This window comes from Candidatus Poriferisodalis sp., from assembly GCF_965205175.1.
Classification (GTDB): domain Bacteria; phylum Actinomycetota; class Acidimicrobiia; order Acidimicrobiales; family Poriferisodalaceae; genus Poriferisodalis.
Genome location: NZ_OZ242038.1, coordinates 2,500,627 through 2,525,200 on the forward strand (window position 1 = coordinate 2,500,627; position 24,574 = coordinate 2,525,200).

Genomic DNA, 24,574 nt, shown 5'->3' on the forward strand with positions numbered 1-24,574 from the left:
CTCAACGCTCCGTTTCCCGCCTATCGCCAGAAGTCTCGCTGCGGGCCGCGGACCCCCTGCCAGTGGGAGCATCACGCTTCGCCGCGCCGCTCGTGTTGTCGCCGGACTGCGATCCACGCAACGCGGACAGCGCCGAACGGACCTTGTCCACAGGCGCTGCGGCAACGCGGGCGGTGGCCGCCCCGGCGGACTCGGCCAGACCGGCGACCTTTTGCGCGAGGTTCATCAGGTCGCGCAGCCGGCCGATCTCGACTTGGGCCATCTCGGCAGTCTCCGCGAGCTGGCGCAACGCCGGCTCGACTCGGGCATCGAAGTCCTCCAGCTTGCGTCGGAACTCTCGAATCAACGCGAACGCTTGAGCCAGCACCGCGACGAGCGCGGCCAAGGCGACCAGCACGCACACGGTCACCACCACGGCTGCGAGGTCCCCGCCGGTCACGAGCGCTCCTCGCCGGACGTGTCGGCCGCTGTGCTGCTGCTCGCGTCGTGGTGCTCGTGGTGTTGTTCGTCGTCAGGTGCGACGACGGCAAGGCCCAGCTCCTCCAGCTGCGCCGCTGAGATACGGCTCGGGGCGTTGGTGAGCGGGTCCGCGCCGGACTGACTCTTGGGGAAGGCGATGACCTCGCGGATGTTCTCCTCGCCGCACAGCAACGCCGTCAGCCGGTCGATGCCGAAGGCGAAGCCGGCATGAGGCGGTGCCCCGAATCGGAATGCGTCCAGCAGGAAGCCGAAACGCTCCTGCGCAGCAGCGGGGTCGATGCCGAGCAGATCGAAGATCTGCTGCTGCACGTCGCTTCGGTGGATCCGGACGCTGCCCGAACCCAGTTCCCAGCCGTTGAGGACCAAGTCGTACGCCTGCGATCGCACGCTGAGCAGCGCGTCAGCATCCACGTCCTCGCCTCGTGTCATGCGCTGTGCTGCTGCTGCAACAGCCTCGAGGTCGTCGGGGTGAGGCATCGTGAAGGGATGGTGCGCCGGGATCGGAACGCCGTCGGCGCTCAGGTCCTCGAACAGCGGAAAGTCGGTCACCCACACGAAGCACAGGCCGCCTTCGTTCACCGGCGGGCGGCCCAGTTCCAACCGCAGCAGTCCGAGCACGCCGCTCGCCCGGCGCCAGGTATCGGCCACCAAGTAGCACATGTCGCCCGGCTCGGCGCCTAGGCGCTCCAGCACGCCGCTGACCTCGGCGTCGGACATGAACTTCGCGACCGGCGAAGTGACGGCCAGCCTGCCTGCCGCTGCGCTGCGGGCCCCGTCGGGCAGCGGCGCACCGGTGCCTACCCGCATCCACACGAGTCCCGGTGCGCCCCATCGTCGGCACTGAGCGGTGAGGTCGTCCACTGCGTTGCGGCTGATGCCGCCGCCGCCGGGAACCCGAATGCCGCGCACCGCAGGCGCCTTGAAGGCGTTGAAGCCGGTGTCGGCGAACAGATCGCTCAGCTCGACGATCTCCAGCCCGAAGCGCAAGTCCGGCTTGTCTGTGCCGTAGCGGTCGATCGCCTCCCGCCACGTGATCTCGGGCATGGCGCCGGGGCGCGCCCCGGTGATCTCCTGCACTGCCTGGGCCACGGCCTCGCTGATCACGGCCCGCACCTGCGGACCGTCGGCGAAGCTCATCTCCAGGTCGAGCTGGGTGAACTCGAACTGGCGGTCGGCCCGCAAGTCCTCGTCTCGCAGGCAGCGGGCGATCTGGTAGTAGCGGTCGATGCCGCCCACCATGCACAGCTGCTTGAACAGCTGCGGACTCTGCGGCAGGGCGTAGAAGCGGCCGCGGTGCAGCCGGCTGGGCACCACGAAGTCGCGGGCGCCTTCGGGCGTGGAGGCCACCAGCGTGGGCGTCTCCACTTCGATGAACTCCGCTGCTTCCACCGAGCGGCGGATGGCCGAGTTCACCCGCGCCCGCTTCACGAGGTTGGCGTGCATGCGCGGGTTGCGCAGATCCAGGTAGCGGTGGCGGATGCGCAGCGTCTCGTCCACTTCGGTGCGACCGTCGATCCGGAACGGCGGCGGCGCCGAACGCGACAGCACGTCCACGGTGGCGTTGCCGATCTCCACCTCGCCGGTGGCCAACTCCGGATTGGCGGTGTCGGCAGGCCGCTCACGCACGGTGCCCGTCACCGCCAGCACGTACTCCGGGCGCAGGTCGTGAGCGTGGTCCACCACGCACTGCACGATGCCGGTGCGGTCGCGCACGTCCACGAAGGCCAGGTGCTCGCCGTGCTCGCGGCGACGCGAGACCCAGCCGCACACCGTGACCTCCCGGCCGATGTCGGCGCGGCCGAGCCGTCCGCAGTAGTCGGTTCGCATGGGAGTGTCCACTGGGCTGGTCTTTCCGGGCTGGTCTTTGCGGGCTGGTCTTTGCGGGCGAGTCTCTCGGGTGGCCGGGTCGTTGTGGATGCGTCGTTGTCGGGTTCGTGGTGATCAGGCGCCGTTCGATTCGCCGACGACAGCGGGCGCCGGCGAATTCAGCGCATCGAAGACGTCCCTCAGCGTGCTCGCCAAGCTGCTCCGCTGCACGGTCTGCTGCGCCATCTGGGTGCCCGTACCGTCGGGACATCGCAGCGGGCGGACTGTGACGGTGCCTGCGGCAGCTTCGTCGGCCCCCACGATCAGCGCGATCTCTGCACCGGAACGGTCCGCGGCGCGCATCTGCGCACGCATCGACCGGTCGTCGAAGCAGCGGTCGGCTCGGATGCCCAAGCCTCGCAGGTAGTGGCTGAGGTCGCGAGCGGCCGCTCCCCCCGTCGTGTCGATCACCCACACCTCCGCTCGACGGTGTGGCACCTCGAAGACGCCTTCGGCGTCGCAGGCCAGCAACAGACGCTCGATGCCCAGCGCGAAGCCGATGCCCGGCGTCGGCGGGCCGCCGAGCGCCTCCACCAGGCCGTTGTAGCGCCCGCCGCCGCAGATCGCGTTCTGCGCGGCGTCGAGGCCGGTTGCACGGAACTCGAACGTGGTGCGGGTGTAGTAGTCCAGACCCCGCACCAGTCGGTGCTCGAGGTGGTGTTCGATGCCGAGTGCGTCGAGGCCGCTGCGCACCCGCTCGAAGTGGGACGCGGTCTCGGTGGTCAGGTAGTCGGCGATCCGTGGGGCCTCGTCCGCCACGGCAGCGGTCGCGGTCCGCTTGGAGTCCAAGATGCGCAGCGGGTGACGCTCGATCTTGTCTCGGTCTTGCGGATCCAGGTCTGCTCTGCGCCGGTGCAGGTAGGCAGTGAGCGCATCGCCGTACGCGGCGCGGGTGTCGGCGTCGCCCATCGAGTTCACCGCCAGCGGCGCTCGCTGCAGCCCGACCGCGTCGAAGAACGTCGCCGCGAGCGCGATGATCTCGACGTCCGCGTCAGGGTCGTCGGTGCCGAGCGTCTCGGCGCCGATTTGGTGGAACTGCCGGAAGCGGCCGGCCTGGGGCGCCTCGTAGCGGAAGAACGGTCCTTGGTACCACACCTTCCACGGCGTGGTCGGGCGGTGCTGTGCGAACGCGCGGCACACCGACGCAGTGCATTCGGGGCGCAGCGCCAGGTGGCGGTCGCTGCGGTCGAAGAACTCGTACATCTCCTTGCCCACCACGTCGGTGCCTTCGCCGATGCGAGCGAACACGCCGACATCCTCGAAAATCGGCGTCGCCACGTAGTCGAAGCCGGCCCGCTCGGCCGCAGCGACGAACGCCCCCATCAGCGCCACCCAGCGGCCCGACTCGGGCGGCATGAGGTCGTGCGTACCGATGGGCGTCCGGAACGACCTCGGCGCCGCCGCGTCTGCGACGCCGAGCGCGCCTAGAGAAGTGGGCTGCGGGCCGGACATGACCCGCGCAGGCTACGGCCCTGCGGTGACCTGCTCCGCCGGCGCCCCGGTCGGGCGGTTGCGCGCGTCGTTCAGTACTCGGTGCGGGCGAGGCCTTCGATGGTGCGGTACGCGTCGAACACGCCGGGCACGTCTCGCAGTGCCGCGAGCAGCTGGTCGAGCAGGATCGGGTCGCCGACTTCGACCTCGAACTGCATCACGGCCACTTGGTCGTCGCCGACGAACGTCTCGCAGCTGGCCACCGACAGGTCATGGCGGCCCGAGACCACCTGCACCACGTCGAGCAGCAGCCGGTTGCGGTCCAAGCCGCGGACTTCCAGCGCTGCGACGAACTCGCCCGCCCACGTCTCGTCCCATTCCACCTCGACTTGACGGGCGCCCGATGCCGTGGCCAGCTCGGCCGCATTGGCGCAGTCGGCACGATGCACCGAGATGCCGCGCCCGCTCGTCGCGAAGCCCAGCGTCTCGTCGCCGCGCACGGGGCTGCAGCAGCGGGCCAGCCGTACCAGTGCGTCGTCGTGACCCTCGACGTGTACGCCGGCGGAGCGGCGGCGCCGCGAGCCCCGCTGGCGTGCAGGACGCGCCGGCAGCTGCGCCCCGTCGCCTTCGCCTCGCAGGTTGCTGATGAGCCGCTTCGCCACGGAGTGCGGGCGCACATCGCCCTTGCCGACCGCTTCGAAGAGCTGATCCGGGTCGGCCCGGCTGAACTGCTGTGCCACGGCCCGCATCTCGTCGCCGTCGATGAGCAGCGGCGCAATGAGCCCTTCGGAGCGCAGCTCGTCGGTGACGGCCTCCCGGCCGGCAGCCTCCCACTCCGACCGCTCGGTGCGAGCGAACCAGCGTCGGATGCTGTTGCGGGCACGCGGCGTGACCGCGACGTCCAGCCAGTCCCGAGACGGCCGCGTGCCGGCATCGTCGGAGGTGAACGCCTCGACCGTGTCGCCCGAGCGCAGGCGCCGATCCAGCGGCACCAGCCGGCCGTCGATCTTGGCGCCGATGAGCGAATCGCCAATGTCGGTGTGGATGCTGTACGCGAAGTCGATGGGAGTGGCATCGGCCGGAAGCGTGATCACGTCGCCCTTGGGCGTGAACACGTACACCTCGCCGTGGCCGAGGTCGCTGGCGATAGTGCGCATGAACTCGGCCGGGTTGTCGGACTCGGCCTGCCACTCGACCAGCCGGCTCAGCCAAGGCATGTCGGCCTCGGCGGCGGGGCTGCCGTTGCGATCCGCCTTGTAGCGCCAGTGAGCTGCCACGCCGAACTCGGCACGCTGGTGCATCTCATGGGTGCGGATCTGCACCTCCACTGCGGTGCCCGAGGGACCCACCACGGTGGTGTGCAGCGACTGGTAGAGGTTGAACTTGGGCATGGCGATGTAGTCCTTGAACCGGCCGGTCACCGGCTTCCAGGTCGCATGAATGGAGCCCAGCGCTGCGTAGGCGTCGCGGATGGTCGGCACCACTACCCGTATGCCGACGAGGTCGAAGATCTCGTCGAATGAGCGATTCTTGATGACCATCTTCTCATAGACGCTCCAGTGGTGCTTCTTGCGACCCGTGACGGCGGCGTCGATGCGCATGCGGGACAGCTGCCGGCGGACCTCGTCCAGCACTTGGTCCACGTAGCGCTCATGGGTGGGCGCGCGCTCAGCGAGCATGCGGTCGATCTCGGCGTAGCGCTTCGGGTAGAGCGCAGCGAACGCGAGGTCCTCGAGTTCGTCGCGCACCTGCGCCACGCCCAGCCGGTCAGCGAGCGGAGCGTAGATGTCGAGCGTCTCACGGGCCACGTCGGCCTGCTTGGCAGCGCCGAGCGCCCCGATCGTGCGCATGTTGTGCAGCCGGTCCGACAGCTTGATCATCAACACACGAGGGTCGTTGGCGATCGCCACCAGCATCTTGCGCAAGGTGGCGGCCTGGCGTGCCTGCTTGGACGCGAAGCGCACCTTGTCGAGCTTGGTGACCCCGTCCACGAGCGCAGCTACCTCGGGGCCGAACTCGTCGGCCAGCCCGACCAGCTCCACACTGGTGTCCTCCACGGCGTCATGCAGCAGCGCGGCGGCAATCGAGGTGTCGTCGAGGCCGAGGTCGGCGACCACCCGGGCCACCGCCACCGGATGGGTGATGTAGGCCTCGCCGGTGCGGCGTCGCTGGCCCTCGTGCGCTTGTGCCGCCGCTTCGTAGGCCCGGATCACCAGCTCCGGCGACTGCTTCGGCCAGCGCTGCCGGTAGCGCTCCACCACCGGCGAGATGTCGGCGGCGATCGTGCTGGCGGAGCGCCGCCACGGCAGGACGCGCGACACCGCGGACATTGCCCTAGGCCTGCTGCTCGTGCAGGCGCGCGACGCTGGTCGGCCCGAGACGGCGCAAGCTCATGGGCTCATTCTGCCCTCGATCCAAGCCAAGATTCGCGCGTCCGGAGTTCGCGCATCTTCAAGGTCGCGCCTGGTGACGGCTGCCTGCTTGAGGTTCCGGCACCCGACCACTGGCGGGGACTTGCCTAGCCGTTGGTGCGGGCAGGCTCGGGGGCGGTGAACGCGAAGTCGTCGCCGTCGCATTGTTCGAGCTTTGCTTCGAGTGCGTCTTGCTCAACGGTGTCGATGGCGAGATCCCAGCGTGTCTTGACCGCGATCCAGTCCACTGCGTACTGGCAGTGGTACTCATCGTTGGGCGGCCACCACTCTCCCGGGTCGCGTGCGCCCTTGCTGCGATTGGTGGAATAGCTGACGGCGATGAGCGCCCGCGGATCGCCAAGGTCGTTGCCGAAGCGCTTCCACCTGTCCTCAGACCAAGCGTGGCCGCCGGAATCCCAAGCTTCCGCCAGCGGCACGAGGTGGTCGATGTCGAGCTGTGAAGCGGTCTCGACCACGGTGTTGTCGTAGGCGGAGTACCAGCTGCCGTCGGGCAGCTGCTCGTCGGCGAGGACATGCTGCCGCGTGGTCTTGCCGCCGCTGCGGCGCCAATCGCCGAACACCGCGTCTCGGTTGTATCCGCTGCGCATCTCCGCTTCGACCCGCAGACGCTCGAACAAGCCGATCACGCTGCGGCGGCGTTCGAGGTCGGCAGCTTCGGCTTCCGGGTCGCGAACCGACGCATCGGGGAACGTGACCGGCGGCAGCACCGTCGTCGCCACGGAGGTCGTCGGTGCAGCGGACTCGTCGCCGTTGTCGTCCCGCAGCAGCCTGAGGCCGCGCTCGGCGAGAAACTCCAGCACTTCGGTGCCGGGGATGGCAATGCCGAGCGTGCCCCCCTCGCCCTCGTAGCCGCCGGTGGGCACCCCGACCAGGCGACCGGTCGCGTCGAACATCGCTCCACCGCTGACACCCGAGTCCAGCAGTGCATCGACTTTTAGCTGCCGGTGACCCGCAGGACTGACACTGGTGCCCGAGAAGGTGCCGCTGGTCAGCGTGAGCGTCTGCTGGCTCTGGCCGAAGCCCGGATAGCCCAAGATCGTGATCTGTGCCCCCAACGCCAGATCGTCCCGCTCGACCTGAAGCGGTGGAGCGGAGCAGAGCCCCGCTGCGGACAGACGCAGCACCGCTAGGTCCCGAGCCGAGTCGTCGGCTTCGAGTTCGGCTGGCTGCCAGCAGTCCGGCGGATCCTCGAAGCGCTGTGCGAACCCGATGACGACATCGCAGACCGCGCCATCGGTCTCGGACCGCACGACGTGCGAGTTCGTCAACGCGAATCCGCCGTCGCCGACGACGATGCCCGAGCCGGCCTGGTCGCACCCCTCGGAGTAGACCTGTACCACCGACCGCGCAAGCCGCTCCCAGTCGGGCACCTCTTCGTCGGTGACGGCCGGTGTCCCGGGAACAGTGACGGCCGGCGCCTCGTCGGGCGGCGGGTCATCGCTGGGAGCGCTCTCGTCGTCCGGTCCGCCCAGCACCGTCGGCGCCGTCGGCGCTTCGCTTCCGGCGTTTGCGGGTCCGTCTGCCGGCGCATCAGGCTCGTCGCGTGGCAGTGAGGTGTCCGCAACGCTCGTCGCGACCGGAGTCGCTTCGTCACGCGACGCAGGCTCGGCACCAGCGGTGTCGCTGTCGTCTTCTAGAAGGGCGCCGGCGAAAGCGACCACCACCAACAGTGAGGCCAGCGCGCCCAGACCAGCGAGTACCGGCTTGCGCTTTGCCCAAGCCATGAACCTGCGCCCGCTGGTCCCGCAAGCAGCAGTGGGTGCTGGCGACCGCCGAGCGCGCGCGGAGGCGTGTCCTCGCTCAGGCGGTGGCGCAGCGCCTCGCTTTGTGGGCGGCGGCGCCGGAGGCGCAGTGTGCGCTGGCGGGGCAACGCGTGGCCGAACACGCGGCGATCGGTCGCCAGCGGGGCCTTGCTCTAGGTGCTGCCCCGATTCTCGAGGCGGCGGCCGACGCGAGGTCGGCTCAGGCCGCAGTGGATTGCCGCGGCCGGGTCGCGGTCGCCCGGGCCGTGGAGGCCTCGGCTCAGACAGCGACCCGCTCCGCGCTATGCGTCACGCCAACCGCAGTTGAAGACTGGCGCGCCAGCACCCGAACAGTCACGTTTGGCGCTGGGTCGGTGCATCGACCAGCAATACGCCCCGCGGCACGGTTGTCAAGTCAACCAGAACCGCACCGGCAATGCTGAGAGTGGCGCTCACCGACCCGGCTTGCCCAGCAGCACGGGGCTCAACTCGGGGCCGAAGTACGGCACAACGCCGGCAGCGGTCACATCAGCAGCGCTGCAGGCGCCTCGGCGCTGTCGGACGAGGCCGCATCGTCATCGGCGGCTGCGTCAAGTCGCGCGAGCGACGTCAGACGTTTGAGATCAACAGGTTCGGAGATGTCCACCCGCACTGCATGGAACAGCACCGTGCCATGCGCTCGCAGGTCGCGGCAACGATGCTCCGCCGGGGCCTCGCCTTCTGGCATCGCGACCGCTTCGGGCCACCACACCCGCGACTCGTACTCGGGCGGGGCCTCGATGCTCGGCGGCAGCGTGCCCGACGGCAGCCGCTTCTCCCCTGCCGGCAGCAGCTCTCCCAGCAGCTGTGGCAGCGTTTGGCGGCCGGTGCCGCTGCGGCCCAGCGACACGGTGATCCGATCTGACATGAAGGTCTTGGCCATCGCCCGGTTCAGCGCGTCCAGTGCGGTCTCGTGCAGCAGCGGGTCGAATTCGCCGGAGTACACACGCTGGGCGAAACGCCAGCGCGGCCCAGTGCCCTCGCCGCGCAGCACGGAGTCCAGCGGCATCGGATAGGCATCGTGCTCCGGCGGCGGCATGAAGCCGTCGGCGCCGATGCCGAATCTGGTCCGTTCGCTGCTGACGAACCGCGACGACATTCGGCGGTATTGCTCGCGCAGCCAGCCACTCGGTGCCAGCTCCGGCAACAGCTCGCCCAGAAAGGCGTCCCGTGTCTCATCGGTCAGCTGGAGGTCGAACATCAGCAGTTTGCGGACTGCCGGGGTCGGGTCCTGGGGAGGTGCTGCGGCGTGGTGCGAACCGAAGGGACGGTGCAGCAGCCGGGCGACTACTGCTGCTGTGGTCAGCCAGTGAGCCTTGAGCGTCTCCAGCGCTGCGGTGCGTGCCGCCGCCGCCTCGCACTCGTCGACCAACTCGTCGATGCGGTCCCGCCAAGCGCTCACCTGTTGCCGGTCGCGTCGGCGAATGAGCAACACCAGTCCGCCCGTGGCGACTGCCACGGCCACGGCAACGGTCAACAGCACGGTCAGCAGCCGCCAGCTGCGGTCTTCGAAGATCGTCGGGGCCGTAGCATCAAAGTTGAGCCCCGCGACGGCAATGACGAACGCGTAGACGAAGGGCACCGCTCCGGCCACACGATCCCCCACCAGTGCTGCCAGCGGACCAAGCAGGCCTCTGTCGCCGGCGAATCCGCTGTCGCCGGCGAATCCGCGGACCCAGGCTGCGATCGCCAACGCCATCACGCTTGACACCACCGTGATGGCAGGCATCCACTGGCCCGGCCGGCTGAGCCAGCTCTGCTCGATGGCCGATGCCGCTACCACCGTCACGGCTGCGGTCCCGGCGTAGACCGCCGCCACTAGCGTGAGGCGAATCTGTGCGGACCAGCTGCGACTCGGCGTCAGCCGAAGCATCGGCGGCACGGTGGCCGCCAGCGACAGCAGCAAGAACGAAGTGATTCTCTGATCCTCGGAGAGCCGGTCAGGCGTGAACACCTCGCGCAGCTCGGTCAAGGTCAACAACGAGCCGGCGCCGATCAGCACCGAAGCCAGCAAGGCATAGGCGACGAACGAGGTGACCCCCGGCTCGGGCCGGGTCTTCGGGTCGATGTGCTGCTGCAAGAGGCCGATGTGATGCTCGACGTCTCGTTCGGAGCGCTCGATCTCCTCGTCGAACTGGCGCGTCACTTCTGCGAGCAGCGTCGGCTCGTCTTGCCAGCCCGAGTCGCCAGCATCCGCAAGCGGCAATGTGCCCGATTCATCGTCTGATTCGTCGTTGTCGGGAGGGTCATCACCCTGCGCATCGCCGGAGCCCGAGTCTGGCGCTGCGGTGTTGATGCTGGCGCCGTCAGCCGCCGAAGACAGGTGCGCGTTCGGGTCGAGCATGGCAACGGCCTGCGTCAGCTCGTCGGCATCGGGCGCCAGCGCATCGGGGTCGACGACCACATAGCGGGCGCCGGCGATCTCGTCTCGCACATGGTCAGCGCCCGATGCCGCGTCCGCCATGCCGAACACACCGTCGAGCAGCGCGTCCCAGCCGTCGGTCGGCACACGTTCGATGGAGACCGGCGGGCGGCCAGCGTCCAGCAGTTGCTTGGCCTTCTGTCGAACACTTGACGACATGCTGCTGGTGTCGTCGAAATCGTCTGTGCCTTCGACGAGCGGTGCAGTCCACGGCGCAACCTGCGCAGTCTGTTTGACGTAGTCGTCAAGTCTCGATGCGGCTTGTGCCACGTCCTGATCGCGCTCGAGCGCGCTACTGATCGTCTCACTGGCGAGACGGCGTGCGCTGGCGGTCTGCGACAGCGGCATCAAGCTGCGCACCTCGCTGTAGGGCGTAGCTGCGGCCCCGTCAACTGCGTTGGCTTCGTGCAGGCTGCCGTCTGACATGTCGGCTGGCACGCGATAATCCCGCGGATAGATGTACGGCGCAGCAGCCCGAACGGTGTACGCAGGATCGGGGGCGGGCAGCTGCCCGGGTGTCAGCGGCAACAGCCCCGTGCCGTCTAGCGACTGCTCCGGCGACGGCGTGTGGATACGAGCGGCACGGCACATCGAGCGCACCAGCCGAACCAAGGGTCTGCCTACACCGCTCACGGCGCTTGGAACGAACTCGACCGGTGCGCCGTCCATGGTCGACCAGAAACCAGCTAGGGAGGCAACTTCGACGGCCACGTGCCACGCGTAGACCTCGTCATGGCTTGCATCGTCAGGTTCTCCGTCCCCCACAGGCATCGCTGCTGCGCGTTCGAACTGCCGATCCGACGGCAGCACCACCAGAGCGCTGTTGGCCTCAGGGCTGGCAAAATCCTCGCCGGGCACGAGCCCGTCATCGCCGTAACGAGGCACCCATACCCGGTGTGAAGCGACTCGGGTGTGCTCTGGCATGATCCGTTGCAGGTCGTGCCGCAGCATTCGGTCCGCCCGCGCTAGTTCGACCTGCTGTGTCGGGCCGAGGTCGGCTGTACAGACAGTCACGATGTCAACCCGGCTCAGCGCACCTTGACCGTGCAGCTCGTACATCAGCCCCACCGACCGCCATTCGCCCGCATGGAGCAGACGCGAAGAACGCCCAAGGTCCGGTGGTGCCGGATCGTCACTTACGGGCGCACAGCACTCCACGCACATGATCGGCGACAGCTGCAACGCCGCCGACAGGCCCGTCCAGACATCAAGCGCCGACACCATAGCTCCGTCGTCAGCGCGGTAGAGCACAATCGCAACGCCCTTCGTCCCATCTGCCGCACGAGAAGCGAAAGACAGATCCGTCTTACTGCTATCCTCGTGTTCCTCCGCCCCAACGGAGGCAATACTCATATCAGTAGCTCTCATCGGTCTATGCTTGAGCGCGCGTTTCGGCAGCCTGCATTATGTCTTCGAGTGCCGGTCTCATATGGCGCTGCCACAATCCCGTCCACTGTGGAGCATCAGAGAGTAGCGCCGGTTCGTTCCTCCAATCATCACGAAGCTTGGTGAATTTGTCGTCGTAAATGCGCATCAATTTGCGACACTCCTCCGCGACATGACTCGCGCGCCATTCCGGCGAAACAACAACGCTGTCCGATTCAGCATCAAGCCAAGCCCGGCATTTCGTACCAGCATCTATCTGGCCAAGCTCCACATACCGCAATAGTGACGCATTCAAGCGCTTGTATGCAAACAACTCCTGCACGAGTGACCCATCAACTCGGCTAGACACCGCCGCGCGTCCAAGATCTCTCAGCTCAATGTACGGTACAAGCGGACCCGGATCCGCCTGTCGATTTACTTCCAAGTAAGACAAGGCGAGCGCTTCTAGAGTCAGCGGCAACGCATCATCATCACCTTCGGCGCTCGACGTTGATAAGCACCCGGCTGAAAACAATTCATAGGCTTTCCGTTTCGAGATCCAGATTTCCCACATACGCTGTTCGACATCGAACCGTATCTGACCTAGCAACCGACCTGTGAACCAACCTCGCGTCATGCATCGAATCAGTGCCTGCGGTGCCGGTACGAAAGATTCTAATGGTTGAGCGCGACGATATTGCCAAAAGTTCTGGCGTTCCATCGAGGTACTACATTCAGCCCATCGTGCTACAATCGGTCGTAACAGTGAATCGACGACAAGCACCGAGATTGGCGGGTCGAGGATCGTCGTGATGTCGATGTCCTTTAGCGACCAATCATTTCCTAACGCTTCCTTAGCGACCTGGCTGTCGACTCCCCAGTTCTTTAGTGCTGCCAACACCTCATCTTGGACCACACTGCCAGCAAACGGAATCTCGGAAAGGTAGATCTTCGGGCGAACATTAGTCGCCTGTGCCGGTTGAACTTTACCCAACAGTTGCTGGTCAACGCTGACCAGAGGTGCAGCGCCTGCCATCGCAGCACCGAGTTGACCCATGACGCGTGATTGCCTCTGCGTTACGTTCGCAAAATTCGCCGCCGCTAGTACAGCACTATTGCCATCTCCGCCGTCCACAAATTCTCGAAGTGAGCAATTGATAAGACGTTCCCATACCGAGCCGGTGTCCCGTAGTCGATGATGGGCCCTCTTCTCAAGAGCATCGATACGCGTCATGATCGTCACCGACAGCGAAGAAGGTGGGCCATCCATTAACGCCCTATCTAGCGAAGGCAGTTCCGGATTCCAGTCCTGCTGAATATACACACAGGAACGCCAGTCATGGTGCTGTAGCTGAGATCCGTCCTTGAAAAAACAACCGGTGATGACATCGCTCCTGATCTTTTCGCGCTGGGCCGAAGTTGTTGTTGCCAGTCCGATATCACGCGCCAACAACTCATAAAATATGTCCGAATAGTGTGCGGGATCAATTAGCGAATAATCGCCCTTAGGTGGTCGCTCGCTGTCAGCCGGTGCAGCACCGTCCCAAGCTGGCCAAGCGTTTGTCTGCCGAAAATCCTGATCTAGGTCATCAGCTGCGGCACGTAACGCATTCGCCAAGGGCCGCAGAATGCCTTTTGCGATTTGTTCGGCCAAGTCAGCCGCCCGTTGGCCGAGTAAAGCGGCGCCGTCAAATTGGGCAAGATAAACGCCTTGTCTTATGGCTTCAGCAAGGCGCCGGTCGTTAGCACCAATTTTCCCTTTGATGTTAACCAACACCTGTGTGACTTCAGTGCCAACTGTGCTAGCCCACGCTTCGCGGCGCGAAGCCTCAGTACGCAGGGTGTGAACGTCATGAAACAGCTTATCAGCGATTGCATCAGACAGTTTCGCGGTCAAGCGTAAGCCGTAAAGGCCGATACAACGTTCGATTTCATCAAGTATCTGCGTTTGAATGATGCCGCGGCAAGCCATCGTCGAGGTATCGAGTTCATTACGATAATCCAACAAATACTTGTTCTTCGCCGCATCGATTGCAGCGACAATCTGCTCTTTCCATTGTGTCGCTTTCAGTTTCACAGTGGCATCACCATCGACTCCTGAGTTGCTTCGAACCGACCGCTCTAGTTCATCATCCAGTCGGCGAACTGGTTGCAGCTGACGAATGATCTGATGGTTCTCGAATTTGGTACCAGCGAGTCCGGTGACAGACAGGACACTTGTTAGCAGTAGCTCTGACATGGCATTCAAGATTTGGTCCGGGTGCTGACTCTTTAGCTTTTGGCCGGTCTGCGTCGCAAGATGAGAATCCGTATGAAACTTGGTTAGATGCCGAACTGCCTCGCGCACAAGACGCCGCTTAGCGAAGAGCCCAAAGTAATGACCACCGACTGACAGACGAGAGAAGCCAACAGCAGATATACACGGCGGGCCAACTTCGTAGGGCTTGCCAAGGTTAACCAATACTTCGCCTGCGCTTGCATTAGCCTTTGCAGCTGTTTGATCCCAGTTTGTCAACGTGTATCCACTGATGTGATTCCAGACGGTGTTATCTGTCACCCACGACAACATGGCACGCGCGGCGATCTCAAATACGCGTTCGGGCGTGCCATGGTCAACATTCCCTGATGACCTTCGGCCCACCAAGAAAGGATACTGAGGGCCGCTTCTCTTTTGCGGCTTCGGCAGCCCGATTTTGCTTAGTAGCGGGTTTGTCTTTGGTTCCGGGAGACCAGTAGCCTGTTTGACGCTTCCGTGCCACCATTGTCCGTTCAACATCTCGCAAATGGCGGCGAAACTGTTGGGGTAGACTCCTTCAGTTTGCGCGACATTCACAGCTTCGAACACTTCTGGAGTGTAGAGCAGTGCAACGATGCGCTCAGCAGCCGGCGTATTCATCGCTCGCAGCACGTCACAGACGGTCGTCAAGAGGCCAGAACCAGCGCCACCTGCTAATGAACCAACAACAATTATTGACATCACGGGTGCTTTGGTTGACCCGGCGAATAGTCCAGGATTAGCGTTCGCAGAAAGCTGAACCAGCTGGGCTTGAGCTTCAGGTCCAGTCATATCCTGAATTTTGGCTCTCAAGGAGTTGTGGATCGTCCGCGCGTACGCTAGCGCCACAGAGTGGCCGATAGCTCTCCACTGACCAGCGCCTTGATCAAGTTGCACTTGGACACCAGCTGGTTCTACGCGCCAGGTCCGCAATTCATCGATGATGGGGGGAGGCATGCCATCCAAGATGGTCTGCAACGACTCGAAATCCATACCGGGAGGAATGAGACCAAGATATTCATCGTCAGCAAGATTCGGTACGCGATCATCGATTTCTTGTCCGTCAGCCTGGGTTGGTGTATCAATATGCAGAAACTGCCATGCGCTGGGGATGGAACTGCCAGGGGAACGTGACGCTAGCCACGTTGCCATTGCGTGCTTGAGAAACCGAAGTGTCTTGCCACCGGACCCGCCCAAACCAACAAACAGAAACCTATTGTACACTTGTTATACTCGATTCTTATCTCTTTAGTTTACTTGAGAAGATTACTTATGAGTGCGCAGAGGGATGAGGAAGGCCATCGAGTCGTCGCTACTCAAGCCCGTGCCACCATATGACCTCAGTTTGTGGGCGACGGCGGTGGCGGCGGTGGGTCAGCGTCCATATCAGGCAGTTGCATTTTGGCGTCGCCAACGTCAGGATCACTAGCAGGACGCTGATTCATCTTGATATCAGGCTGACTGACATTGCGCACCTCGGCCGAGTCCATGATTTGCTCGAGCAAATTCGTCGCTTCAAAATTTTGGATCATTCCCATGTCACTAGCTTGTGGCAAGGCCAACCAGATGTTTGCCACGGCGGAGTTGCCGATATTGTCTGTATCTAGAATGCCCACGATCAGTAGTCGATCGAATTCCGCTGGAGCTGCCGCTACGGTCGAGCGCTTAGACTGCCTGCGGCCTTTCGGTGAAACTGCGATCACGCCATTGGCAGCTTGTACCTCGCTCCACGGTCCGCGTAGCAACCCAGGCAACCAAAATCGCGGGGAACGACGAAGCAGTACACTGATGCTGCTGGTTCCCGATTGTGATGCCGGACCCTTCCATCGCCGATAGCGAGGCTTAGTCTGGCCGACTACTCGCCCCAATATGGCTTCTCCAGGCGCTGACTGCAGCGCGGCTATAGGATCGTCTTCGAATGAGTGGGTCCGCCCGCCATTGCTGTGAATCCTCAAGGCGGCGCGATGCCACCGGAAGGCGGCTGGATTGGGCAAGCTGAAGGTTGAGCATAGAGCCAAGCAGAAAAGCACATAGCTGACCAGCAGACTGGCGATGAGCAGCAGGATCGTGAGCCAGCGCGCCACGCCCGAATCACTGCGCGCTGCGTATGAGGCATCGACCGGCAGGTCTGCGCGTTGGTCTGCCATTTGCTCAGCAGCGAGAGTGTTGAAGGCGTCATCGTCTTGGGCGGTCTGCCACTCGAGACGCAGCCGGATGACGCCGTCGATGCTCCAGTCACCGTTGGCCAGTTCGTCAGGAGTGACGAAATACAGCCGCATTCTGCCGTCGACCAAGTCGGCATCGGCATCGAGCCGCAGTGTCAGGCCGTCCTCACTGAGGGCCCCGGCATCAGGGCGGCCGTGCCGAGCGGAGTCGAAACGCCAATCAAGAAGTTGGTTGTCGTCTGCAGCGCCCGTGTCGGAGCTGTCAGACAGGTCAGGCTGCCATCGCGCGGTCAGCACCGCAGTACCTGTCTCCGGCGGCGTCAGATAGCAGGCCGACTCGCCGCGCAGGGGTTCGCGGGGAAGTTCGTCTTGCGCCGGTAGGACTTCCAGCGCGCTGACTCCGTCGGGGCCCGAATCGCAGGCAAGCGCAGGAGCACCGACGCAGTCGTACAACCGCTGGGCGGGTCCGACGACCCGAATCCGGACGTGCTCCTCTATCTGGCCAGGCCCGAACATTTCCTCGGTGAGTGGCGGTTCCCACCTGTACTCGAACGGTCGGGTGAAGTCGTACGGCTCTTGGCACTCAAGAGGTTTCAGCTCGAATACGACTCTTCGGTCGTCAACCTCAGCGCGGTCGTCGTCCTCAGCGCGGTCGTCGTCGCGCTCGCAATACACGCGGTGTACCCGTTCGTCGAGCCACTCGTCGGGAAGGTTGTCGCACAGGCCTTGCGGTGCAGGATTCACGATGATTCGACTGCCGTCGAGTATGGGACTCGTGACTCGACCCGATATGCCGACCGACTCCCGATCTTCGCCGCTGTCAAAGTCGCGTCCGTCGCGCGTCGCGCCGTCTCCCCGCCCGCCGTTCTCGTCGCTGGCAGGGCCACTTCCGTCGGGCTGTTCTCCGCTCTCGCCGTTGTCAGGGCTACCCCCGTCCGGCCTCTCACCGCTCTCGTCGTCAGGTGCAGGCCCCCGCTTGGGTGCTCGAATGACGTCTTCAAGCGGCTTTTCTTCCGGTCCAGGTCCGACAGCTTCGGCATCGACGTCTTGCCGGTCGGGGATGTTGCGGAGCACGTAGCATGTGACGAGCGCACCTTCATTGCCTGCGGTCTCAATCAGCAGGCGCCAGCCGGCGGCGAGGCCGGACAGCTCCTGACTGCGAATGCGAAGTGGTTCCGTGCCGCTGCCGCTGCCGTTGATCTCGGGTACGTTGCCCGCCGGATCAATCTTGTACCCATTGATTTGCGCCCCATCACGCGGGTATGCGACGATCTCACGGATGTACCGGCCTGCGGGCATCTCTTCTGAGAACGTTCCGGGGGCTAGGTTCGCACCGCAATCCGGCCATTCCTCTAGGTCGCGGATGGCTTGCTCCAGCTTCTCGATCAGCAGATCGGCTAAGCTTCCCAACTCGCTGCCACTGATGACTTCGCCGCGGCGGTCGGCCTGCGGGTCGTCGCTCCACTGCGCGCAGTCGATGCCGAGTGACTCCGGAAGACCGACCGGACTCGGCAGTCCTGCGTCGCCGGTCAGCGCGCGGAGTATCTGCTTGGGTGCGTCGGCCATCTCGTCCTTGGCGCCACGCTCGTCACTCTGCTCTTGCTGACGCCGGAAATCGTCGCCGATGAGCACGGCAAACGTCTGAATGCCCGCATCCTCGTAGCGACGCTTCAGCGGACCGCACACCTCATGCCGCAACTCCTCAGCTTCCTGCCTGAGCAACCGTTCATCCGGTGACCGCGAGGTCATCTGCCCCGTCGGGTCGTGCAAGCCGTCGGTGAAGAACAGCAGCACTTTGCACGCGTCGGCGGCACTGTCGCGCCGGAACGCCTGCTCGATCTCATTGAGCGCAGCGAGGTAGTTGGTGTGGCTGACGCGACGGCTGCCGTCCGCCCTGCGCTCGCCCAGCGAATCGTCGATCGCCTCGTCGGACGGATGCAGTGAGGTGATCTGCTCAAAGCCGGCCACCCGGGCCACACGAGTATCGAAACGCCACAGCGACAGCCGCACCTTGCCCACCTCGGCGGCCTCGTCGTCTTGCATCGCACGGAGCTCTTCGATCAGAGCGACCAACTTGTCGCGGAACATCCTCAGCGCCGTGCTGCGCTGCCGGCCGGCAGGGTCGCTGCCCGATCGCGGCGCGTTCAGCGACCCCGACGCGTCCATCATCACCAACACGTCGATGTCACTCTGATCGGGGCACGGCGTGTAGCCGCCGGACTGCGCGCCCGCGTGAGCACCGCCGGCGAGGGTCAACAACGGCGCTGCGATCAGCACAGTGCACAGCACAGCCAGCACGCGTCGGGCGCTACGGCCACTGTGGACGCAGCTGATGGGCAGCCTGTCGGTGCGGGGCGGGTGGCTCACGGCCTCGTCAGGTCCTGCGCCCAGTACCACAGGTGAAGCGCGCCGAACACCCAGCTGCCGAACGTGGCCCAGCCGACCATCTTTCGGGCGCTGGGGCGCCAGTCATTGTACCTCAGGGTGGCGCGGGCCTTGTTGTCGGCCTTCAAGAACAGGTACAGCGTCAAGATGCTGACGAAGCAGCCGATCAGGTAGCCGAGCGTGTTGAAGTCGACCTCGCGGCCGGTCGCGGCGATGCCGTACTCGACGCGTGCGCCCAGCAGGAAGCTGAGCAGGGTGCAAAGCAGCACCGCCACAGTCGCAACGAAACTCGGTATCGGCGGTCCGGCTGCTTTGCCGGCCGCCGCCGGACTAAAGGGTGGCTGGTGACCCCCCCCCCCCCAACTGCGGTGGGGCCAACCCTGGCTTGGGTGGCGGAGGCGGAGGTGGCGGTCCGGCTGCCAGCGTCACCCGTGGTCCCCTCTACTAGCAGCAGCCCACGGCTGCCTCCTTGCGGGCGGCGATACTAGCGGTCGGCTCGCTCGGTCGCATCGTCTCGGCGCGCCGCATGAAGCTCGACGGCGTGCCTCGCGCCTGCAGCCCGCCGAACATGAGCCGAACATGATGCGGGTTGAGGCGTCGGCTCGGCGCGCGGAAAATGCCGCCGGGGGTGCTGCTGGGGGGCGGTAGCTTGCGTGACGTGGAGCACGCGCCGTCGCTCATCCTCGCCGCCACCTTCGCGTTCGGCGTGCTCGGGCTGCTCTGGCAGAACCGCGGCGCCAACGCGCGTCACGAGCGGCTCGAAGCCAAAATCGACGCTCGACGCACCGAACTCAGCACCAAGATCGAACAGCGCACCGACTCACTGCGCACCGAGATGAACGAGGAACTGCGGCAGGTACGCCACGACATCACCGCCCAGACCGCAGTCATCTCAGACCTAGCCCAGCGAGTGTCCCGACTCGAAGGCGCAATTTTGGGCCCGGCCGCCCCGCCGGACATCGACACCGGTTCACACGAGCAAGCCGCACCAGCGCCCGGCGGCGGCACCGCACGAGCCTCCACCGGGTCGGCGACGGACCCGCAGCAGGCCGCCAACCCGGCCTGAAGCTCCGACTCCGGGGCGGCGCAGCAGGATCCCCGGGGACTGAACAACGGGTGCCGGCGCAGCTCGCAAGCCTCGGCGGCCGCGGTGCGCGTGCAGTCTCGCGTAGCGCGGTCCGAGAGCTGCAGGCACAATTGTCATATGTCCCTATATGAAAGTACCATAAATCTATAGATGCATGAGCAATATAGCCATACATGCATTCCCGTCATTTGCTAAAGTGTAACGGTGGCAGAAGCAGCAACCTTGACCATGCCCGGCTACCGGGATCGGGTCGCCGGTGCAGAGGTGGCAGCCGCCCTGCAGCGCCGAGGCGCTGTGCTGGTGCAGGGTGCAAGGAGCACCGGCAAGACATGGACATCGCGCAATCACGCCCGTTCCGAAGCGCGCCTCGACGATCCTGACATGCTCGCTATCGCCAACACCGACCCGGACTACTTGCTCGACCGCCCCGCTCCGCTGCTGATCGACGAGTGGCAGCATGCCCCCGCACTGTGGGACCGCATTCGCCGGGCCTGCGACGACCGGTCCGGCACCGGACACTTCATCTTGACCGGATCTGCCCGGCCGACCGATCTCATCACCCGACACACCGGCACCGGGCGCATCTCGCGGGTGCGGATGCGGCCGATGACGCTGAGCGAGTCAGGGGCATCGTCCGGCGAAGTGTCGCTGCGCCAATTGCTCACCGACGCCGCGCGACCTGTGGCCGAGAGCCATGCCGCGCTAACCGACGTTGCCGATGCCGTCTGCCGAGGAGGCTGGCCGGCCAACCTCGGACTCTCCCTCTCCGACGCAATCGCTGCGGCACGGGAGTACGTGGCGGAGTCGGTTCGGGCAGACATCGAAGATGCCGTCGGGGTGCGCCACAATCCTGATGCGCTCGAACGTCTCCTCCGCCTCATTGCGCACAGCTCGGCCGCTCCGATTTCCGCCGCCAAGCTTGCACGCGACATGAACCCGGCTTCGCCGCCGGCAGCTCAGACGATCTCCTCGTACTTGGACGCTCTGGGGCGCATCTTCGTCCTCGAGGATCTTCCGGCGTGGTCTCCGGAGCTGCGTTCAAGAGCCACAGTGCGCAAGGCGCCGAAGCGGCATCTCGTGGACCCGTCGCTGGCTGCCGTGCTGATCGGAGCGTCCGCGGATCGACTCATGGCAGATTTTTCCATGTTCGGCAGCCTGTTCGAATCGCTGGTCGTGCGCGACCTGCGGGTGTATGCGCAGCCGTTGGGGTTCAGTGCGTACCACTACCGCGATTCCGACGGCAACGAGGCCGACATGGTGCTGCAAGGGCTGGACGGCACGTGGGCCGCCTTCGAAGTCAAGCTGAACTCGGGTCCGCGCCAGATTGAGGAGGCGGCTGTGGCACTCAAGCGTCTGCGAGACAAGGTTCATCCGCGGCGAACGGGTCAGCTGGCGCTGCTCGCGGTCGTCACCGCCGTCCGCGCGGCCTACACGCGACCAGACGGCGTGGCTGTCATTCCCATCACTGCGCTTGGCCCCTGATCAGCCGGCAAGAGGCCAGCACCGCTGCGGAGTCTCAGCAGCGACGTCACGAAGGCTCAGCGGCGGCGGCCCTTCTTGCGTGGCCGGGGCGGAGCGCTGCGGGTGTAGCTCTCGGCGGCAAGCGCCTGGGCAGCAACCTCCATCGAGTCGTAACGGCCGGCGGCATCGGCGGCGACCTGCGCGCCGGCCCAGCCGGGCTCGTGGCCCTTCAACCATGCAACAACCGGCATCGCCACGAAGATGGAGCTGTAGGAACCGACGAGCAGGCCGATCAACAGCGCCGTCGCAAACTCGGCCAACGTGCCGGCACCGAGGAACCCGGCACCTACGACCAGCAGCGACAGCACCGGCAGCACCGACGTCACCGACGTATTGACCGAGCGCGTCAGCACTTGGTTGAGCGACACGTTCGCCAGCGCGTGGTACGTGAAGTGACTGCGTGCCGGCAACGACCGCTCATTGGTCTTCACACGGTCGAACACGACAATCGTGTCATACAGCGAGTAGCCCATGATGGTGAGGAACGCCACCACCGTCGCGGGCGTCACCTCGAACCCGAACAGCGCATATGCGCCGACGGTCAACACGATGTCGTGCGCTACCGCGACCAACGCGCCGACCGACATCTTCCACTCGAAGCGGAACCACAGGTACAGCGCGATCAGCACGAAGAACACCACGAGCGCACGGCGCGCCTTGCCTGCCACCGCATCGCCGAACGACGGACTGACCTGCCGTGACGACAGCCGCTCTACATCCACACCGACGGCGTCGGCCAGTGCTTGGGCAACGGCCGCGCCGTCTGCGCCGGGTCCGAGCACGCCCCGCACCCGAAAGATGTCCTCCGAGCCGGTCACCACCACGAACTGCACTCGCGCATCGGGCACGCCTGCTGCTGCGGCCGCCGCAGCGACATCGTCGGTGGTCAGCCCCGGCGCTGTGGCACCACCGGAGCCATCGCCGGAACCGGCACCGGCTTGCGCTGTTTCGGCATCGTCCGCATCGGCATCTGCCTGGGCATCGTCTGCGCCGGCGCCGGCGTCCGCGTCAGCATCCGTCGCTTCGTCGGCGCTGCCGGACGGCGCGTTCACCGGGATCTCCCACACCGATCCGCCTTCGAACTCGATGCCGAGATTCAGCCCGCGCGCCAACAGCGCCACCACGCACACCAGCACAGCCACTGCCGAGCCGATGAGCACCTTGCGAGCCAGACGCAAGACGTCCCAGCTGTTCTCGCCTCGATAGAAGGTGCGCAGAGCTGCGATCACGTTGTGCCTCCCGCGGGCACTGCTGCCGGCGCCGCATCACGCTCAACGCTCCGCTGCACGCCGAGGCGGCGGGGCTCCTCGTTCACGAGCCGTCGAGCGATGAACACCACCAGCGGACGCATGAAGAAGTACGACACCGCCAAGTCGATGAGCGTCGCCAACCCGAGGTACAGAGCGAAGCCCCGAACCGTCCCGCTGGTGAGCTGGTACAGCACGCCCGCGCCGATCAGCGAGGCCAAATCCGCCCACACGATGGTCCTGAAGGCACCGGCGAAGCTGGCATCGGCAGCAGACCGCACAGCTCGGCCGCGGCGGACTTCTTCCTTGATCCGTTCGTAGTAGACGATGTTGGAGTCGACCTGGACACCGATCGACACGATGATGCCGGTGGTGCCGGCCAGCGTCAGCGCCAGCCCGCGGCTCTCGCCGAGCCAGCTGATGAGCGACCACAGCACCGATCCGCTGATCGCCAAGCTGGCCACAGCCACGATGCCGAGCAGCCGGTAGTACAGCAGCATGTACAGACCCACGAGGATCAGCCCGACGATGCCGGCGATCACGCCCGCACGCAGCGTGCCCTCGCCGAGGGTTGCCGAAACGGTGCGCACGTCGTCCTGCTCGAACTCCACAGGCAGGGCGCCGAAGCGCAGTGCCACGGCCAGATCCCTAGCGCCCTCCTCGTCGAAGCTGCCCGAGATGACCGCTGTGCCCCCGAACTCGGTGGCTTGGATCACCGGAGCGGACTCGACGACGCCGTCGAGCACAATCGCCACCTGCTGTCCGTAGTGGCGGGCGGCCATGGCGTCGAAGCCCGCTGCGCCCTCGCCGGTGAGATCGACGTTGACCACCCATTCGTTGTTGAACGTTGCCGCCGCCTCAGCAACCGCGTCGCCGGTCAGCTCGGCGCTGCCCAGCACATAGCCGGTGAACTGGTCGCGGCCCGGCAGCAGCACCGCGCGTTCGGCAACGTCGGCCTCGGGCGCGGTGTACTCGGGGAACCCCGCCGCGTCGACCGCCTGAGCCTCAGCATCGGCCTCGGCGCCTTCGGCCGCAGGCCCGTCGGCGCCATCCGCGGCAGTGTCGCCGTCGCCCGCTTCACCGGCAGCCGCAGGATCGTCTGCAGCATCCCCGCCGGACGCTGCATCTTCGTCCGCGTCTGCGCTTGCATCCACGTCTGCATCGGCTTCGACCGGGCCGTTGTCCGCGTCATCGCCGGTGTCGTTGTAGGTGTTGGCGAGGTCCTGAGCGGAGCGGAATTCAGCCTCGTCGAAGGGGTTGAACATCAACAGCACGGGACGAAACCGAAGCTCGGCAGTCTGACCGACCAGGTCGACGGCCCGTTGCTTGTCCTTGACGCCAGGGAGCTGCACCACCACCTGCTCGCCTTGACGGGTGATGTCGGGCTCGGCAACGCCCAGGGCATCGACGCGGGATCGGATGATCTCGATGGCGCGGTCCAGCTGCTCGTCGTCGGCGGCAGACGCTGGGCTCAGCAGCACCTCCACGCCGCCCTGCAGCTGCACGCCGAGTACCGGTGCCCAGCCGGCGGCGAGCACGGCGGCCAGCGATCCGAATCCGACCAGGATCGCAAGCAGCAGCGAGACAATCTGCGAACGACGCACGTCACGCCCTCACAGCCGGAAGCAACCGCGCCACGCGCCTACGCAAGCCGGTCACCGTCGAGCATCGCACGGGCCCGATCTCTGCGGAGCTGGGTTCTGCGCTGACGCCAGGCTCATTCCGATTCGTTGACGCCGTCCGTTACGGCCGAGTCGCCGGCACTGTCACTGTCGGCGGCGGCGGAATTGAGAATTTCGCCTACCGCGCGTCGTTGCACTCGCAGTTCCACGTCCGTGTCCACCTCAAGGCACAGCACGTCGTTCTGTTCCTCGACCGCCACGATCTTGCCGATGACCCCGCCCACGGTCGCTACCTCGTCACCGATGTCCGCTGCACGAAGCATCGCAGCGCGCTCGGCTGCACGCTTGCGCTGCGGTCGGATCATGAAGAAGTACATCAAGGCAAACACTGCGACGAGCAGAATGATCGAACCCATGAGGTGCTCCTCAGCGTGGTGTCGTGGGGCTGGTGACGTTCGGCGTGTGGGGACGGGCACGCCTCGCCGGCAGTGGAGC

Annotated in this window: 14 protein-coding genes; 2 read left to right on the forward strand and 12 right to left on the reverse strand. The window is 65.4% G+C overall.

Translation table 11 applies throughout. The features are described 5' to 3' along the window. Window position 1: 1 nt before the first annotated feature. From ACOGI4_RS10750 to ACOGI4_RS10790, 9 genes are all read right to left on the reverse strand, one after another. A complete protein-coding gene (locus ACOGI4_RS10750) occupies window positions 2-439 on the reverse strand; it encodes a hypothetical protein (protein WP_419841666.1) in 438 nt (145 codons plus the stop codon). Next, window positions 436-2,307 (reverse strand): aspartate--tRNA ligase, encoded by a 1,872-nt coding sequence (gene aspS, locus ACOGI4_RS10755; protein WP_419841667.1) that lies wholly within the window; start codon window positions 2,305-2,307, stop codon window positions 436-438. The genes ACOGI4_RS10750 and aspS overlap by 4 nt, the downstream gene beginning before the upstream one ends. A 114-nt stretch (window positions 2,308-2,421) precedes the next feature. Then, window positions 2,422-3,798 carry a histidine--tRNA ligase gene (gene hisS, locus ACOGI4_RS10760; protein ID WP_419841668.1) on the reverse strand — a complete coding sequence of 459 codons (1,377 nt, stop codon included), beginning with the start codon at window positions 3,796-3,798 and terminating at the stop codon, window positions 2,422-2,424. A gap of 71 nt (window positions 3,799-3,869) precedes the next feature. Beyond that, entirely contained in the window at window positions 3,870-6,107 is a 2,238-nt protein-coding gene (locus ACOGI4_RS10765; protein ID WP_419841669.1) for a RelA/SpoT family protein, read from the reverse strand. 188 nt (window positions 6,108-6,295) lie between these two features. Continuing rightward, the gene (locus ACOGI4_RS10770; protein WP_419841670.1) at window positions 6,296-7,933 is read right to left on the reverse strand and encodes a trypsin-like peptidase domain-containing protein; all 1,638 of its coding nucleotides are present in this window, start codon (window positions 7,931-7,933) and stop codon (window positions 6,296-6,298) included. A 541-nt stretch (window positions 7,934-8,474) separates the two neighbouring features. Continuing rightward, the gene (locus ACOGI4_RS10775; protein ID WP_419841671.1) at window positions 8,475-11,633 is read right to left on the reverse strand and encodes a hypothetical protein; all 3,159 of its coding nucleotides are present in this window, start codon (window positions 11,631-11,633) and stop codon (window positions 8,475-8,477) included. Window positions 11,634-11,784: 151 nt separating this feature from the next. Continuing rightward, on the reverse strand, window positions 11,785-15,276 hold the full coding sequence (locus ACOGI4_RS10780; protein WP_419841672.1) for a tubulin-like doman-containing protein: 3,492 nt from the start codon (window positions 15,274-15,276) through the stop codon (window positions 11,785-11,787). Window positions 15,277-15,392: 116 nt separating this feature from the next. After that, complete coding sequence (locus tag ACOGI4_RS10785) at window positions 15,393-18,305, reverse strand: vWA domain-containing protein (RefSeq protein ID WP_419841673.1); 2,913 nt, start codon at window positions 18,303-18,305, stop codon at window positions 15,393-15,395. Between the two features lie 275 nt (window positions 18,306-18,580). After that, window positions 18,581-18,871 carry a hypothetical protein gene (locus ACOGI4_RS10790; protein WP_419841674.1) on the reverse strand — a complete coding sequence of 97 codons (291 nt, stop codon included), beginning with the start codon at window positions 18,869-18,871 and terminating at the stop codon, window positions 18,581-18,583. A 389-nt stretch (window positions 18,872-19,260) separates the two neighbouring features. Between ACOGI4_RS10790 and ACOGI4_RS10795 the strand changes: the two genes are divergently transcribed. Together ACOGI4_RS10795 and ACOGI4_RS10800 are read left to right on the forward strand one after the other, a co-directional pair. Next, window positions 19,261-19,668 (forward strand): hypothetical protein, encoded by a 408-nt coding sequence (locus ACOGI4_RS10795; protein WP_419841675.1) that lies wholly within the window; start codon window positions 19,261-19,263, stop codon window positions 19,666-19,668. 225 nt (window positions 19,669-19,893) lie between these two features. Beyond that, window positions 19,894-21,171: an ATP-binding protein gene (locus ACOGI4_RS10800; RefSeq protein ID WP_419841676.1), complete on the forward strand. Its 1,278-nt coding sequence runs from the start codon at window positions 19,894-19,896 to the stop codon at window positions 21,169-21,171. A gap of 56 nt (window positions 21,172-21,227) precedes the next feature. Here ACOGI4_RS10800 and secF read toward each other — a convergent pair whose 3' ends face one another. From secF to yajC, 3 genes are all read right to left on the reverse strand, one after another. Beyond that, window positions 21,228-22,439 carry a protein translocase subunit SecF gene (gene secF / locus ACOGI4_RS10805; protein WP_419841677.1) on the reverse strand — a complete coding sequence of 404 codons (1,212 nt, stop codon included), beginning with the start codon at window positions 22,437-22,439 and terminating at the stop codon, window positions 21,228-21,230. Beyond that, window positions 22,436-24,061, reverse strand: a complete 1,626-nt coding sequence (gene secD, locus ACOGI4_RS10810) for a protein translocase subunit SecD (protein WP_419841678.1) — start codon at window positions 24,059-24,061, stop codon at window positions 22,436-22,438. Before secD ends, secF begins: the two co-directional genes overlap by 4 nt. Before the next feature lie 113 nt (window positions 24,062-24,174). Continuing rightward, on the reverse strand, window positions 24,175-24,495 hold the full coding sequence (gene yajC, locus ACOGI4_RS10815) for a preprotein translocase subunit YajC (RefSeq protein WP_419841679.1): 321 nt from the start codon (window positions 24,493-24,495) through the stop codon (window positions 24,175-24,177). Window positions 24,496-24,574 lie beyond the last annotated feature (79 nt).

Excerpts from the sequence above, each read along its gene's own strand:
- ACOGI4_RS10770 (WP_419841670.1), bottom strand. The coding sequence starts at position 7,933 with ATGGCTTGGGCAAAGCGCAAGCCGGTACTCGCTGGTCTGGGCGCGCTG.
- hisS (WP_419841668.1), bottom strand. The coding sequence starts at position 3,798 with ATGTCCGGCCCGCAGCCCACTTCTCTAGGCGCGCTCGGCGTCGCAGAC.
- ACOGI4_RS10765 (WP_419841669.1), bottom strand. The coding sequence starts at position 6,107 with ATGTCCGCGGTGTCGCGCGTCCTGCCGTGGCGGCGCTCCGCCAGCACG.
- yajC (WP_419841679.1), bottom strand. The coding sequence starts at position 24,495 with ATGGGTTCGATCATTCTGCTCGTCGCAGTGTTTGCCTTGATGTACTTC.
- ACOGI4_RS10785 (WP_419841673.1), bottom strand. The coding sequence starts at position 18,305 with ATGTTCCGCGACAAGTTGGTCGCTCTGATCGAAGAGCTCCGTGCGATG.
- aspS (WP_419841667.1), bottom strand. The coding sequence starts at position 2,307 with ATGCGAACCGACTACTGCGGACGGCTCGGCCGCGCCGACATCGGCCGG.